This is a genomic window from Burkholderia sp. BCC1988 (assembly GCF_905339895.1).
Lineage (GTDB): Bacteria > Pseudomonadota > Gammaproteobacteria > Burkholderiales > Burkholderiaceae > Burkholderia.
In genome coordinates this window covers 199,781-215,430 of record NZ_CAJPHA010000011.1, presented here as the reverse complement: position 1 = coordinate 215,430, position 15,650 = coordinate 199,781, and the positions used below count along the sequence as shown (strand labels likewise).

Genomic DNA, 15,650 nt, shown 5'->3' with positions numbered 1-15,650 from the left:
CTTTCCGCTTTCCGCTTTCCGCCTCTCGCCTTCCGCCTCTCGCCTTCCGCCTTCCAATTTCCGCTACGTGACCCCCGGCTCCTGCTGCGCCGGCGTCACGCCCGCCGCTTCCAGCGCCTGGTGCAGTGTCGGGAAAATGCACGACGCGCCGACGATCTCCGTGATCCGGTGGCGCTCCATATCGGCGTGCAGGTAGCGGTTCACGCGCCCGAACAGCACACCGATCCGGCGCGCGTGCAGCGCCTTGACGAGATCGGTGATCGTCCGCGCGGCCGAGTAATCGAGATCGGTGATCGCGCCCGCGTCGACGATGAACCAGCGCAGCGGTACCGGCGACGCGTCGACGAGTTCGGTCACTTCGGCGGCGAACCGATGGTCGTTCGCGAAGAACAGGTCGGAGCCGAACCGGTAGACGATCAGCCCCGGCGCCGTCATCGCGCCCGGCCGGGCCGGCACCGGCAGCCACCGCCCGTTGCCGTCGGCGGCTTCGAGCACCATCGTGTGCGGCTGATAGCTGTGGCGCACGTGCCGCATCAGCGACAGCGCGACGGCCAACAGGATCCCGTGCTCGACACCGACCGTCACGACGGCCGCGGCGGTGACGAGCGCGAGCGTGAATTCGCCGGGGCTTTCCCTGCGGATCGCCGCGAGGCTGCGCACGTTGATCAGCCCGAGCGCGATCGTGAACACGATGCCGGCCAGCACCGCATGCGGCAGGTACTGCAGATACGCACTCAGGAACAGCAGCACCGCCGCGACGACCGCGGCGAACGCCAGATGCCCGATCTGGCTGCGCACGCCCGCGCCGTCGGCCATCGCGGTCTGCGTCGGGCTGCCGTTGACGACGAACGCGCCGCCCACCGCCGCCGCCGCGTTCGCGGCCGCGAGCCCGAGGATGTCGGCGTTGGTGTCGACGTCCTCGCCGTACTGCTGCGCGAACACGCGGGCCGCCGCCGCGCTCTGCGCAATGATCATCACGAAGCACGACGCGGCGACCGGCACGAGATCGAGGAACTGCTGCCACGTGACGGACGGCCAGCGCAGCGGCGGCAAGCCGCCCGCGACGGGCCCGAGCACGGCGATGCCTTGCGCGGCGAAGCCGAAGCAGTCGCTCGCGGCGATGCTGCCCGCCACCGCGATCATCGGCATCGGCACGCGCGGCACAAAGCGCTTGCACGCGAGAATCGCGACGACGACGAGCGCCGCGAGCGCGAGCGTCGGCCGATGCGCGTGGATCGCATGCGTGACGACGTAGTCGAGCTGGGCGACGCTGCGCGATGCCGGATACGGCACGGACAAGCCGAGCATGTCGCCGAGCATCGCGATCGATACTTGCACGCCGACGCCGGCCAGGAAGCCGACCAGCACCGTGCGCGACAGGAAATCGGCGAGAAAGCCGAGCTTGAAGATGCGCGCGAGCAGCAGCATCGCGGCGGTCAGCAGCGCGACCATGCCGGCCAGCGCGACGTACTCGGCGCTGCCCGCCGGCGCCATCGACGACAGGCGGCTCGCGAAAATGGTCGCGGTCGCGGAGTCGGCGGCGACCACCAGATGGCGCGACGCGCCGAGGCACGCGAACGCGATCAGCGGCAGGAACACGGTATAGAGGCCCGTCACGGCCGGCATGCCGGCGATGCGCGCATAGCCGAGCACCTGCGGGATATCCATCGACGCGAGCGAGATGCCCGCGAACACGTCGCGGATGGCCGACGCGCGCCGAACCGGCAGAATGCCCTTCAGCAGCCGCACGCGTGACGGCTGGCTTTCGTTGGAATCTTGCATGCGTGAAATGCGTGGTTGACCGGAACGACGTGGAAGCGGAGTTCGCGAAGCCGTTCGCGCATCGTGCCCCGAGCGGGCGATGCGTGGCAAGTGCACAGTATGTTGCGCTACGTGAGCACACGGACTCGACGACACAAGGCCACAAGGAAACTCCGCGCGACGGTGACAATGTTGAGGAGCCCTGCGTCACGCATTCGCGACATCCGGCCGGAACCCGATGGCACAATCACGGTCCCTTTCATGTGCCCTTCACCGGGCGCGCGCCGCGTCGCGGTACAGATTCAACGCACGAGAAGGCCCCTGTCCACCCTTATGACCCTGAACGAATCCTGGTTTGCGCCGCTCGTCGGCATCCTCATCCTGCTCGCCGCCGCCGGCGCGATCGCCGCCGCCGTCCATTTCCTGCTGTTTCGCGTGGTCGCGCGCCTCGCGCGGCTGTCGGCCACCCGCATCGACGACGCGCTGTTCGAGTTCGGCGCATTCAAGTGGCTGAACCGCATCGTGCCGTTCGTCGTGATCAAGCTCGGGCTCGGCGCAGTGCCCGGCATTCCCGCCGTGGCCGCGCGGGCTGCCGACAAGGTGCTGTTCGCGCTGATCGTGTTCCTGGTGTCGATGACGATCAGCGCGACGCTGTCCGCGCTCGAACACTCGCATCGCACGAGCCGGCGCGACCAGCCGCGCCTGTCGCTGAAAGGCGCGATGCAGCTCGTCAAGCTCGTGATGTTCATCACGGCCGCGCTCGTCGTGATCGGCGACGCGACCGGCAAGCAGATCGGCCTGCTGCTGTCGGGCATCGGCGCGATGTCGGCGGTGCTGATGCTGATCTTCAAGGACACGCTGCTCGGCCTCGTCGCCGGCGTGCAGCTGTCGTCGAACGACATGCTGCGGATCGGCGACTGGATCACGATGCCGTCGGCCGGCGCGGACGGCACCGTCATCGACATCACGCTGAACACGGTCAAGGTCGCGAACTTCGATCACACGATCATCACGGTGCCGACCTGGAAGCTGATCACCGAGAGCTACCAGAACTGGCGCGGGATGACCGAGGCCGGCGGGCGCCGCATCAAGCGCGCGCTGTTCATCGACGCGACGAGCGTGCGCTTTCTCGGCAACGACGAGATCGAACGGCTCGAACGCCTGACGCTGCTGAAGGACTACCTGGCAGACAAGGTCGACGCGATCGCGCAATGGAACGGCACGCTCGGCGCGGCCGGTGAATGCCCGGCGAACCGCCGCCAGCTGACGAATCTCGGCACCTTCCGCGCGTACGTCGCGAACTACCTGAAGGGCCATCCGCACATTCGCCGCGACATGACGTGCATGGCGCGCCAGCTGCCGCTGACGGCCGAAGGCATTCCGCTCGAACTGTACTGCTTCACCGACACGACGACCTGGGTCGATTACGAGGCGATCCAGTCCGACCTGTTCGATCACCTGATCGCGGTGCTGCCGGAGTTCGGGCTGCGTGTGTACCAGCATCCGTCGGGCTTCGACATGCGCCGGATGGTCGACACGGCGCAAGCCGGACTGCCCGCGCCGTCCGCGCGGTGACGCTTGCCTGCGCGGCCGCCGACGGGTCGCCGCCGGCAACGCGGTATCGCGCCGCTCACCGCCCCGCGCACTCGGATGCGAGCCGCCCCACCACCTTCAGCGCCTCCTCGATCTGCCGCGACCACGGATAGCTGTAGTTGAGCCGGATGAAGTGCTGATAATCGGCGGTTGCCGAGAACATGTGGCCGGGCCCGATCGTGATCCCTTGCGCGAGCGCGAGCGCATACAGCTTCATCGCATCGACCTGCCGCGGCAGCTCGACCCACAGCACGTACCCGCCCTGCGGCTGCGACAACCGCGTGCCTGCCGGGAAGAAGCGCCGCACCATCGCGCTCATCAGGCTCGCCTGCTGCGCATACTGCTTGCGCATCCGCCGCAGGTGAAAATCGTAGCCGTCGTGCTTCAGGTATTCGGCGATCGCGAGCTGCTCGATCGCGGGCGTCGCGAGCGTGTTCAGGAATTTCAGCTTCTCGACCTGGTCGCGGTAGCGGCCGGGCATCGCCCAGCCGATCCGGTAGCGCGGCGACAGGCTCTTCGTGAACGATGCGCAATGCAGCACGAGCCCGTCGCGGTCGTACGACTTCAGCGCGCTCGGCGTCGTGTCGCCGAAATGCAGCTCGTGATAGACGTCGCTCTCGATCGCGGGCACGCCGTGCTTCGCGAGCAGCTCGACGAGCGCGCGCTTGCGTGCATCGGGCATCTGGAAGCCGAGCGGATTCTGGAAATTCGGCATCACCATGCACGCGGCGATGCGCTCGCGCGCGAGGATCCGTTCGAGCGCGTCGAGATCGATGCCGTCGCCCGGATGGGTCGCCACCTCCAGCGCGCGCATGCCCATCCGCTCGATCGCGTGCAGCATCGCGTAGAACGTCGGCGACTCCACCGCGATCGTGTCGCCGGGCTTGGCGACCGCCTGCAGGCACAGGTTGATCGCCTCGGTCGCGCCGATCGTCATCACGATCTCGCCCGGCTCGACGGGAATTCCGCGCTCCGCGTAGCGCCGCGCGATCTGGCGGATCAGCTCCGGGTTGCCGGGCGGCAGGTCGTCGATCACGCCCCAGCGCGTGCGGCGCCGCCCGATCGCCTGCGCGTAGCGTGCGAGACGCTGCACCGGGAACTGCGACGCGTCGGGATACGGCGAGCCGAGCGGCACCGCGTCGTCGCGCGAGATCGTGCGCAGCGTCGACAGCACGAGCCGGCTCACGTCCACCGCCGACGGCTCGGCGGCCGGCGCCGACATGTGCAGCTCTGCCTCGGCCGGCGCCGTGGCGCGCGCCCGCACGAAGTAGCCCGACTGCGGCCGGCTCTCGATCAGGCCGCGGCTCTCCAGCACGAGGTACGCGCGCAGCACGGTCGTGACGCTGAGCTGCTGCTGCCGGCTCGCCTGGCGCACCGACGGAATCCGCTCGCCGGGCCGGTACACGCCGCGCTCGATCTGCGCCTGCAGATCGTCGGCCAGTTGTTCATAACGCTTCACGCGCCTCCCTTTCAACTTCCCTTCAACAACACAGTTGCGGTCCGCACTGCCCGGATGGCCGAAACTGTACTCTTTTTTGAAGACGAAAGGTGTACACACAGCGGCCGGAGCGCCACGCGTACTCTGCGTGCATCGCCCCTGACACCCTGCATCATGAAAAAGAAATCCGCCGCCGCGCGCATCGAACCGTACACTCACCCGGCTGCCGGCTGGGGCGCGCTGAAAGCCGTCACGATCAACCTGATCAAGGAAAAGGTCACCGGCGGCAACTACCGCACGCTGCTGCGCCAGAACCAGCCCGACGGCTTCGACTGCCCGGGTTGCGCGTGGCCGGACCGCCAGCACGCATCGACGTTCGAATTCTGCGAAAACGGCGTGAAGGCCGTGGCCGCCGAAGCGACGAGCAAGCGCGTGACGCCCGAATTCTTCGCCGCGCATACGGTCACCGAGCTGCTCGAACAGTCGGATTTCGAGCTCGAACAACACGGCCGCCTGACCGACCCGATGGTGTACGACGCGCAGACCGACCGCTACGTGCCGATCGCGTGGGACGACGCGTTCGAGCTGATCGCGCGCCACCTGCGCGCGCTGCCGGACCCGAACCAGGCCGCGTTCTACACGTCCGGCCGCGCGAGCAACGAGGCGGCGTTCCTGTACCAGTTGCTGGTGCGGCTGTACGGTACGAACAACTTCCCCGACTGCTCGAACATGTGCCACGAGGCGACGAGCCGCGGACTGCCGGCGTCGGTCGGCGTCGGCAAGGGCACCGTCACGCTCGACGATTTCGAGCATGCGGACATGCTGCTGATCTTCGGCCAGAACCCGGCGACCAACCATCCGCGGATGATGGGCGAGCTGCGCGAATGCGCGAAGCGCGGCGCGACGATCGTGTCGATCAACCCGCTGAAGGAACGCGGGCTCGAGCGTTTCGCCGATCCGCAAAGCCCGCTCGAGATGCTGACGATGTCGGGCACGAAGATCGCGTCGACCTTCATCCAGCCGACGATCGGCGGCGATTTCGCGCTGATCAAGGGGATGGCGAAGCGCGCGCTGGAGCTCGACGATGCCGCGCGCGCCGCCGGCGCGCCGCGCGTGCTCGACACCGCGTTCATCGACGAGCACACGGCCGGCTTCGACGCGTTCGCCGACGATCTGCGCAATGAAAGCTGGTCCGCGCTGACGGCCGAAAGCGGCGTGCCGTACGAGCAGATCGACGGCCTTGCGCAGCGCTACGCGCGCAGCGAGCGCGTGATCGCGACGTGGGGCATGGGCATCACGCAGCACAAGCATTCGGTCGCGACCGTACAGATGCTGACGAACCTGATGCTGATGCGCGGCAACATCGGCCGCCCCGGCGCGGGCCTGTGCCCGGTGCGCGGCCACTCGAACGTGCAGGGCAACCGCACGGTCGGCATCGAGGAAAAGCCGTCGCAGGCGTTCCTCGACCGGCTCGGCCACGTGTTCGACTTCGAACCGCCGCGTCACCACGGCTACGACGTCGTCGAAACCATCGAAGGGATGCTCGAAGGCCACGTGAAGGTGCTGATCGGCCTCGGCGGCAATTTCGCGATGGCGACGCCCGACACGCCGCGCACGTGGGCAGGCATGCGCCGCTGCGATCTCTCCGTGCACATCACGACGAAGCTGAACCGCAGCCACCTGATCCACGGCCGCGACGCGCTGATCCTGCCGACGCTCGGTCGCACCGAGATCGACCTGCAGGACAACGTCGCGCAGGGCGTGACGGTCGAGGATTCGATGAGCATGGTCCACGTGTCGTACGGGATGAACAAGCCGGCGTCCGCGAACCTGATGTCGGAACCGGCGATCGTCGCGCACATGGGCCACGCGCTGTTCGGCAGCGGCAAGATCGACTGGCTCGCGTACAAGGACGACTACGCGAAGATCCGCGACGCGATCGAGGCGACGCTCGACGGCTTCTACGACTACAACACGCGTATCGCGCGGCCGGGCGGCTTCCACCTGCGCGTCGCGTCGCGCGATCGCGAATGGCTGACGCCGACGGGCAAGGCGAACTTCATCACGCATGCGCTGCCGACCGACACGCCGATCCAGCGCGCCCGCGCACTGCACGGCGAGCGCCTGATGACGCTGATGACGACGCGCTCGCACGACCAGTACAACACGACCGTCTACGGGCTCGACGACCGCTATCGCGGCGTGTACGGCCAGCGCCGCGTGGTGTTCGCCAACCGCGACGACCTCGCGATGCTCGGCCTGAAGGCCGGCGACTGGGTCGACATGGAAACCGTGTGGCACGACGGCATCGAGCGGCGCGCGGACGGCTTCCTGCTCGTCGAATACGACATCCCGCGCGGCTGCATCGGCGCGTACTACCCGGAAACGAACCCGCTGGTGCCGCTCGACAGCGTCGGCGACGTGTGCAACACGCCGACATCGAAGTCGGTGCCGGTGCTGCTGCATCGCGCGGCCGCGCCGGCGTCGGCTGCCGCCTGACGGAGCGCCGCGATGATCGTCCGCCCGCGCGAGCACTGGCTGCGGATGCTGCTCGTCTGGAACGGGTCGGTGCTGCCGACCATCCTGCCGCAGTTGGTGCTGACGCTCGCGATCAGCCTCGTCGCGGTGTGGGGCGGCGGCCGCGTGCTCGGCGAGAAGGTGCCGCTGAACCCGACGCCGTTCACGCTGATCGGTCTCACGCTCGCGATCTTCGCGGGGTTTCGCAACAACGCGAGCTATGAACGCTATCGCGAAGGCCGACAGCTGTGGGGTGGCGTGCTGACCGCCACGCGCACGCTGGTGTCGCAGGCGCTCTGCTACGGCGCGGTCGACGGCGACGATGCCTCACGGCAGGCGTTCGTGCGCAAGGTCGTCGCGTTCGTCTATGCGCTGAAGCATCAGCTGCGCGGCACCGCTCCGGCGCCGGACCTGCGCACGCTGCTCGACGACGCGACCTATGCGCGCATCGTCGCCGCCCGGTTTGCGCCGATCGCGATCGTTCATGAACTGCGCGAAGCCTTCGCCGCGCGCGCCGATGCGGGCCGTCTCGCCGACACGCGGCTGTGGATGCTCGACGCGCGCCTCGACGATCTCGTGTCGATGGTGAGCGGCTGCGAGCGCATCGCGTCGACCCCGATCCCGTTCTCGTACGACGTGCTGCTGCACCGGACCATCTATGCGTACTGCGTGCTGCTGCCGTTCGGTCTCGTCGATTCGATCGGCGCGGCGACGCCGTTCGTCACCGTGTTCGTCGCCTATACGCTGATCGCGCTCGACGCGATCGCGCATGCGATCGCGGAGCCGTTCGGCGACGGGCCGAACCACCTCGCGCTCGATGCGATGACGCGCACGATCGAGCGCACGCTGCTCGAACTGAACCGCGAGCCGCTGCCGGCGGAGGTGACGCCCGGCCCGGCGTATCGGCTCACCTGACGAGCCGATACGGCCGACGCGCTGTAATAAACACTTGCAAGCGATACAGCCGGAAACGTCAACAGCCGGGGCCCGCACAGCGTTTTTTCGACAAGCGCGCACGTTTCGTGACGCGCAACGACAGGAGAAAACGTCATGCGAGCCCTTACCCGCCATCTCGCGATCGCCGCCACCCTGATGTCGGTGCTGACCGGCACCGCGTTCGCCGAAACGCCGTGGCAGCAGGCGCATCCGCGCCGCGAGGAGGTCAACCAGCGTCTCGCCAACCAGAATCGCCGGATCCGTCACGAAGTGAAGGAAGGCGAGATGTCGCACGCCCGGGCCGCGCGCCTGCACCGTGACGACCGCAGGATCCGCCGGGAAGAGCGGGACATGGCCGCGCAGGATCGCGGCCACATTACGCAGAGCGAAAAGCACGTGCTGAACCAGCAGGAAAATGCGGTCAGCCACAAGATCGGCCAATAACGCCGGCAAACGTCGATTCGCCATCGCTTGAAACGCCCGCTGCCGCCGCGCGACAGCGGGCGCTTGTTGTTGTATCGAATCGTTTCAGCCGGCCGTTCGTGTCAAGTGCCGCGGGTATACTCCGACGTCAGCCGCCGCCCGTATCGACCGTCAAAAACGGCACGATTGCGGCGGTTTCGTCGCGAAGCTCCGCGTTTCGCGTACCCCGCGCCCCAGCCTCGACACGAGACACACGACGATTCCGATCATGAAACGATTCCTGCTGCTCCTTCCCGCCGCCCTGCTCGCCGCCTGCGGTTCCGCACCTTCGTCCGACTCGGCCGCGTCCGGCCCGGCGCCGATGATCTACGTGTCGTCGGCGCGTCCGGCCCACGCGATCGCCAACTGCCTCGACAGCCGCCTGTCCGGCACCGAGCAATCGCAGCACAACGGCGTGACCGACATCACCGTCGGCTCGCGCTCGTACTTCGTCACGCTCACGCCGTCGGGCAACGGTTCGGTCGTCAAGGTCGTGCGCGGCTCGGGCAGCGAGCCGGCCGAGGAAGCAATGCGCTTCGCGATCGCGCGCTGCGTGATCTGACCGCCGCCGCTGCCGGGCACGCAAGCCGCTTCCCCCGGGCGCCGTCAGGCGCGCCCGTCGAATTTTTTCATCCGGGCGGCCGTCGATGAGAGAATCGCACCACGATTCCCTTTCCACGGAGCCCGCATGAAGCACCTGCTGTCCCGGCTGTTCGTCAGCGCCGCGCTCGTCGCGCTTGTTCCGGCGCTGCCGGTGCAAGCCGCGACGCCGCCCGGCATTTTCGTCGTCGCCACCCAGCTCGGCGAATTCACGACCCTCGATCCGAGCGAGATCTACGAGCTCGTGCCGTCCGAGTACGTCGCGAACGCCTACGAACGGCTCGTGCGGGTCGACCTGAAGGACCCGACGCGCTTCGACGGGCAGATCGCGCAATCCTGGACGGTCGGCGCCGACGGGCTCACCTATACGTTCAAGCTGCGCCCCGGCCTCGCGTTCCACTCCGGCAACCCGGTCACCGCCGACGACGTCGCATGGTCGCTGCAGCGCACCGTCCTGCTCGACAAGGGCCCGGCCGGCGTGCTCGCCGATCTCGGCCTCACGAAGGCGAACGTGATGCAGAAGGTGCGCGCGGTCGACCCGCAGACCTTCGTGCTCGAAACCGACCGCAAGTACGCGCCGAGCTTCGTGCTCAACGTGCTGAGCGCGTGCCCGGCGTCGGTGCTCGACAAGAAGCTGCTGATGTCGCACCAGCAGGGCAACGACTTCGGCAGCGGCTGGCTGAAGACCAACGACGCGGGCTCGGGCCCGTACCAGCTCGCCAAGTGGACGCCGAACGAAAGCATCGTGTTGCAGCGTTTCGACAAGTACCGCGCGCCGTACCCGATGAAACGCGTCGTGCTGCGCCACGTGCCCGAGGCATCCGCGCAGCGGCTGCTGCTGGAAAACGGCGACGTCGACGCCGCGCGCAACCTGAGCCCCGACAGCCTCGCCGCGCTGACCAAGGCCGGCAAGATCAAGGTCGCGTCGTGGCCGGTGTCCGCGCTGCTGTACCTGAGCCTGAACACGAAGAACCCGAATCTCGCGAAGCCCGAGGTCCAGCAGGCGATGAAGTGGCTGGTCGACTACGACGGCATCCAGCGCAACATCGTCAGCACGACCTACAAGGTCCACGAGACCTTCCTGCCGGAAGGCTTCCTCGGCACGCTGAATGCGAACCCGTACAAGCTGAACGTCGCGAAGGCGAAGGCGCTGCTCGCGAAGGCCGGCCTGGCGAACGGCTTCGACGTGACGATGGACATGCCGAACGATTATCCGTACGTCGAGATCGCGCAGGCGCTGCAGGCCAACTTCGCGCAGGGCGGCATCCGCGTGAAGCTGATCCCGGGCGATGCGAAGCAGGCGATCGGCAAGTACCGCGCGCGCCAGCACGACATCTTCATCGGCGAATGGTCGCCCGACTACATGGACCCGAACAGCAATGCGCGCGGCTTCGCCTGGAATCCGGACAATTCCGACCAGTCGAAGACGAAGATGCTCGCGTGGCGCAACAGCTGGGACATCCCGCAACTGACGAAGGACACCGAGGCCGCGCTGGTCGAGCCGTCGCCCGCGAAGCGCGCGCAGCGTTACGAGGCGCTGCAGAAGGCCGTGCTCGCGAACTCGCCGTTCATCATCATGTTCGAGAAGGTCGTGCAGGTCGCGACGCGCCCTGGCACGACCGGGCCGGAGATCGGCCCGATCAACGACCTCGTGTCGTACCGGACGCTGGCGAAATAAGCCCGGCTGCCCGCGCGACCGGCGACGCCGGCGTGCGGGTGCATCCGTCATCCAATACGCTTCGCTCGGGGAATACACAATGCGCTCATTACAAGAACTGCGGCTGGAATTCCTCCAGTACAAGATCGAACCGATCGGCTGGCTCGGCGACAGCCCGTCGCGCTTCGACTTCTATACCCGCACGGCCGCCGGATGCGACAGCATCCTCGAGCTGGGCGTGTTCACCGGACTGACCACGACGGCCTTCATGCTCGCGCAGCCGAAGCGGCTCGTGTCGGTCGACATCACCGATCAGTATTTCCACATCCAGGACGAGCTGAAGCACGCGGCGCAGGAACTGGCGATCGACTTCGAATTCAGGATTGCCGATGATCTCGCAATGGACCCGCTCGCGTGCGACCTGCTGTTCATCGACACCACGCACACGTACGAGCAGACGCTCGCCGAACTGAACCGGTTCGGCCCGCTCGCGCGCAAGAAGATCGTGCTGCACGACATGAACACGTCGGGCGTCTACCAGGCCGTCTTCCAATGGCTGTGGGACAACAAGCAGTTTCACATCACATATCACGACAGCCGCGGCTGCGGCGCGGTCGTGTGCGAGCGTCACGTCGGCTATTGAGCCGCGCACGCGCAACGGGAGGCACCATGCATGCGAACGGACACGCGGTCTGCGTGGCGATCAACGACAACAACCGCGCGTGGTACGAGATGCTCGTGCCGTTCCTGCTGTCGCTGCGGCAGACAGGCTACGACGGGCAGGTGGCCGTCATCGGCTACGGACTGTCCGAACGCAAGCGGCGCATCCTGGAAAGCCAGTCGGTCGACGTGGTCGAAGCGTCGAGCGCGCATGCGCTGCCGGTCGGCCGCTTCATCGAGGCCGCCGACTATTGCGCGCGCAATCCGCACATCACGAAACTCGCGCTGTACGACGCGGACATCTGGTTCTGCGCGTCCTCGTTCGACCTGTTCTCCCGGATCGCCGACGACCGCCTGTACGCGTGCCCCGACCCGCTGTTCTGCACGTTCATCGTCACGCCGCTGATCGGCGAGCGACGCGACGCGCACTGGCGTCTCGTCGTGGACGAAGTGAAAGCGCGTCACGGCGGTGCGCTGCAGGCCGGGCTCGTCGCCGGCACGGCCACCGCGTGGGCGCGTTTCGCGGCGCATCTGCGCGATTGCGTCGCTCGCATTGGCACCGACTTTCAGGAATGCTTCGGAATCGACACGACGTTCCTGCACCTGTGGGGCGCACGCGGCGAAACCGCGCTGCTCGACCCGGTCCAGAACTTCGTCAGCAAGAACGGCATTCACGAATCGTTCGATCCGAGCAACGGCGCCACGACGTTGCGCTATCAGGGCGAACCGATCCGCGCGCTGCACATGACCGGCGACATCCGTTTCTTCGACCGCTGGCGCTACTACGCGAACCATGTCGACGCCGCATTGCGCGACGGCATGCCGTTCGCGCTGTCGGACGGCACGCCGGCACCGTCCGACACGGCCGCCGCCCGCATCGCCGCGACCGAATACGTGCGTTCGGCCGGGCTGACCGTCAACTCCGCCGCGATCGAGGGCAGCGCGGGCGCGTACCTGCAGGCGCTCGACGAACCGGGCGGCACGATGCTCGTCGGCAGCGGGAACCACGAGATCGTGTTGACCGCGACCCGCGACATCGCGCGGTTGAACGTGTACATCACGCACCCGTCCGGCTCGCCGTCGCCGCTGCGATGCGAGGTGCTGATCGATGGGCAGGCGCAGCACAAGGGCCCTGATCTGATGACCCATTTCTGGTATCGGATCTCGGCCGGCACCGTCATCACGCTGCGCTCGACGAGCCTCGGCGGCCAGCAGTGCAACGCGATCTGGCGGCTGCGCGAGGCGCCGGACATGCAGCAGTAGGCAGTGGACGACGCGTAGGCGGTTCGCTCCCCGACGTCAGGCGCGCGGTGTTTCGGCGAGACGTTCGGCGGCGAACCGCAATCCGCCCAGAATGCGTTCGGCGATCCGCGCCGGAAACCCGGCCGGCAGCGTCGCGCCGACCGACTCGATCACGTGCGGCGTCGCGGCGACCAGCCGTTCGATGATCGGCGTCGCGATATCGCCGAGCAGACAATGCTCGGCCATCGCACTGAAGTGACGGCGTGTGATGTCGCGCATCGCATAGTGCTTGCGCTTGCCGTGCACGGCCATCGCAAGCTTCGCCTTGTGCCACGACCACTGGTTCGCGCCATCACCCTCGACCGGCCAGATCGACATCACGTCGTAGAGCGGCGTCAACCGGAACCGACCGCCCGGCAGCAGGCGCAGGCTGAAGTTCTTCGCATGCCCGTCCGGTGCGGCGAGCATCCAGAACACGATCAGCGCGGCAAACAGCGTGTCGAGGTCGTCCTGCGCCGTTTCCGACCGGCGCAGGATGGCGGCCAGATCCGGCACGCCGGGGCCGCCCTGCGATTCGTACTTCAGATGCGGCGGCACACCGAGCGCCTGGCAGAAATCCTCCTGCGGCAAGCGCAACAACCATCCGCCTTCGCGATGCAGCGCGCGATCGAAACGCGCGACCGACAGTACCTTGTGGTCGCCGAAACGCACGATTTCGGCATCGGCCGTCGGCAGGCCGTACGCGCGCAGAATCGCGAGACACAGCCACTCGTTTTCGACGGAGGCGGTGAGATCCGCACGCTTGTTGCCGACCAGACCGAGCGGCAACTTGAGAATATGCGTGGTCGGCGTCGCGCCGTGCGGGCGCTTCCATCGCCCGTCGTGAAACAGCAGCGCGGTCTTTTCCTGCGCGCCGGCGAGCGACAGGCGGAAGTCGTCGTCATCCTGCGCACCACCCGCCACCCCGCTCGCCTGATCGAGCACGCGCGCGACCTCGTCGTCCGACAACGGCGTACCGTCGATGCGATCATGGCCGGCCGGTGCTTCGTCCTCGCCGAGCAGTTGCACCGCGCCGACGCAGTCGCGGCCGAGCGCGGCGAGCAGATCGAACGGCTCGATCGTCGCCGTGCCGAACCGGGACGCCAGCCGGCGACGAATGGCGTCGCTGTCCGGCAGCAGATTGTCGAAGTAGTGGTTCACGCGCTCGCCGCGCAACGGCGCATCGCCGACGCCGAACGGCAGCGACAGCGACAACGGGCGGCCCGCCGCGGATTGCTTCCAGCCGGCGTCGTACCGCAACTCCATGTCGCCGCGCGCCGGAATCCGCCATGTCCCGACCCGCTGGCCGTTGGCCCAGATCGACAGTGCGCGGCTGTGCGAGTTGCGCCCCATCGCTTACCAGTCGATGTCGGTAACGTCGCGCCCGTCCTTCGTGCGGACGCTGAGCTCAAGACCGTACAGCGCGGTCAGTTCGAGCAATTGGCTGAGCGACAGGCTGGCGGTGCGCGTGGTCTCGAGCGACGACAGGCGCGACTGGCCGACGCCGATGCGCGCCGCTGCCTCGGCTTGCGTCAGCCCCTTGGCCTGACGCGCGGACGACAGGATTTCGCCCAGTTGCGCGGGTGTATTGACGATGAAATCCACGGCTCGGGTCCAGTAGGCAATAAATGCAGTATATCTCTGACAGACATAAACGCAAATTATTGCTGACAGACATAAACGCAAAATATCTCTGTCAGAAATAATCCGTGTGGTTACGCATCGCGACATTGCCGTCGGGGACGCGTACCCGACCCTATCACCCTCCGCTAAGCCATAGTTTTTATCCGCTGGCGCGAATGATTTTGGTTTTGTTAGATGGATGACACCGAATCATCCGATGACAAATATCTAACATACCGATGACCTGCGCGTTCGCCCATACCGTCGAATCCCGCTTTGCCGAGTTGACGCCGACCGCGAAGCGCATCGCGAGCTACATGCTCGCGAACCTCGACCGTCTCGGACTCGAAACGGCCGACCAGATCGCGCAGCAGGCCGGCACCAGCGGCATCTCGGTCGGGCGCTTCCTGCGCAGCATCGGCTACCGGAACCTCGACGATCTGAAACGCGAACTGCGCGGCGGCAGCGATCGCCCGTGGATGATCACCGATCGCCTCGACGAATATCGCCGCGCCGCCGGCACACACGTGAGCGACGGCGACGGCACCCGCAGCGACGGCACGCTGGCATCGTCGCTCGATCGCGAACTCGACGCGATCCGCCACGTCTACCGGCTCGCGGAAGAACCCGTGTTCGCGCAGGTCGCGGACCGGATCGCGCATGCCGACGCCGTGTTCATCCTCGGCATCCAGTCGACCCGCGGCATCAGCAATGCGTTCAGCAGCTATCTCGAATACCTGCGCCCTCGCGTGTTCTATTCCGACGGTCAGTCGGGCTCGTACGTCGATTCGCTGAATTCCGAATTCGAGCGGCCGTACTGCATCGTCACCGATACGCGTGCCTATTCGCGCAGCGCGCGCCGCTATTGCCAGGCGGCCGCCGAGCGCGGCCAGCCGTTCGCGCTGGTCACCGATCTCTATTGCCCGTGGGCACGTGAATGGCCGGCCGACCTGCTGCAGGTGAAGACCGACGTCGGCCAGTTCTGGGATTCGCTCGCGCCGCTCACCTGCCTGTTCAACCTGCTGATCACCGCCGTGGTCGACCGCCTCGGCCCCGCGATCGACCGGCGCGTCGCGCGCAACCGCGAACTGCAGCGCACGTTCGACCAATTCGAATCCTGAG

13 protein-coding genes are annotated in these 15,650 nt (G+C 67.1%); 9 read left to right on the top strand and 4 right to left on the bottom strand.

What is annotated here, in order from left to right:
* Nucleotides 1–63 precede the first annotated feature (63 nt).
* Complete coding sequence (locus tag U4012_RS18085; protein WP_321800482.1) at nucleotides 64–1,782, bottom strand: SulP family inorganic anion transporter; 1,719 nt, start codon at nucleotides 1,780–1,782, stop codon at nucleotides 64–66.
* Nucleotides 1,783–2,094: 312 nt separating this feature from the next.
* Here U4012_RS18085 and U4012_RS18080 point away from each other — a divergent pair, with 312 nt between their 5' ends.
* A complete protein-coding gene (locus U4012_RS18080; RefSeq protein ID WP_321800480.1) occupies nucleotides 2,095–3,336 on the top strand; it encodes a mechanosensitive ion channel family protein in 1,242 nt (413 codons plus the stop codon).
* A 55-nt stretch (nucleotides 3,337–3,391) separates the two neighbouring features.
* Here U4012_RS18080 and U4012_RS18075 read toward each other — a convergent pair whose 3' ends face one another.
* Complete coding sequence (locus tag U4012_RS18075) at nucleotides 3,392–4,813, bottom strand: PLP-dependent aminotransferase family protein (RefSeq protein WP_321800477.1); 1,422 nt, start codon at nucleotides 4,811–4,813, stop codon at nucleotides 3,392–3,394.
* 153 nt (nucleotides 4,814–4,966) lie between these two features.
* On the opposite strand from U4012_RS18075, the gene U4012_RS18070 reads away from it, so the two are divergent.
* The 7 genes from U4012_RS18070 to U4012_RS18040 all read left to right on the top strand — a co-directional run bounded on the left by U4012_RS18070 (nucleotide 4,967) and on the right by U4012_RS18040 (nucleotide 12,887).
* Nucleotides 4,967–7,291, top strand: coding sequence for an FdhF/YdeP family oxidoreductase (locus U4012_RS18070; protein WP_321800475.1), 2,325 nt, complete (start codon nucleotides 4,967–4,969; stop codon nucleotides 7,289–7,291).
* A gap of 12 nt (nucleotides 7,292–7,303) precedes the next feature.
* On the top strand, nucleotides 7,304–8,224 hold the full coding sequence (locus U4012_RS18065) for a bestrophin family protein (RefSeq protein WP_124570628.1): 921 nt from the start codon (nucleotides 7,304–7,306) through the stop codon (nucleotides 8,222–8,224).
* Nucleotides 8,225–8,359: 135 nt separating this feature from the next.
* Complete coding sequence (locus U4012_RS18060) at nucleotides 8,360–8,689, top strand: hypothetical protein (protein ID WP_044843255.1); 330 nt, start codon at nucleotides 8,360–8,362, stop codon at nucleotides 8,687–8,689.
* 247 nt (nucleotides 8,690–8,936) lie between these two features.
* Nucleotides 8,937–9,269, top strand: coding sequence for a hypothetical protein (locus tag U4012_RS18055; protein WP_059533926.1), 333 nt, complete (start codon nucleotides 8,937–8,939; stop codon nucleotides 9,267–9,269).
* A 126-nt stretch (nucleotides 9,270–9,395) separates the two neighbouring features.
* Nucleotides 9,396–10,985 (top strand): ABC transporter substrate-binding protein, encoded by a 1,590-nt coding sequence (locus tag U4012_RS18050; RefSeq protein ID WP_321800471.1) that lies wholly within the window; start codon nucleotides 9,396–9,398, stop codon nucleotides 10,983–10,985.
* Between the two features lie 79 nt (nucleotides 10,986–11,064).
* Nucleotides 11,065–11,607 carry a class I SAM-dependent methyltransferase gene (locus U4012_RS18045; protein ID WP_044843252.1) on the top strand — a complete coding sequence of 181 codons (543 nt, stop codon included), beginning with the start codon at nucleotides 11,065–11,067 and terminating at the stop codon, nucleotides 11,605–11,607.
* A 26-nt stretch (nucleotides 11,608–11,633) separates the two neighbouring features.
* The gene (locus U4012_RS18040) at nucleotides 11,634–12,887 is read left to right on the top strand and encodes a hypothetical protein (RefSeq protein WP_321800469.1); all 1,254 of its coding nucleotides are present in this window, start codon (nucleotides 11,634–11,636) and stop codon (nucleotides 12,885–12,887) included.
* A gap of 36 nt (nucleotides 12,888–12,923) precedes the next feature.
* Here U4012_RS18040 and U4012_RS18035 read toward each other — a convergent pair whose 3' ends face one another.
* The gene (locus tag U4012_RS18035; protein WP_321800467.1) at nucleotides 12,924–14,258 is read right to left on the bottom strand and encodes a type II toxin-antitoxin system HipA family toxin; all 1,335 of its coding nucleotides are present in this window, start codon (nucleotides 14,256–14,258) and stop codon (nucleotides 12,924–12,926) included.
* Nucleotides 14,259–14,261: 3 nt separating this feature from the next.
* On the bottom strand, nucleotides 14,262–14,510 hold the full coding sequence (locus U4012_RS18030; RefSeq protein WP_321800466.1) for a helix-turn-helix transcriptional regulator: 249 nt from the start codon (nucleotides 14,508–14,510) through the stop codon (nucleotides 14,262–14,264).
* A 257-nt stretch (nucleotides 14,511–14,767) separates the two neighbouring features.
* On the opposite strand from U4012_RS18030, the gene sapR reads away from it, so the two are divergent.
* A complete protein-coding gene (gene sapR, locus U4012_RS18025) occupies nucleotides 14,768–15,649 on the top strand; it encodes a sap1 transcriptional regulator SapR (RefSeq protein WP_044843248.1) in 882 nt (293 codons plus the stop codon).
* Nucleotide 15,650: the final 1 nt, after the last annotated feature.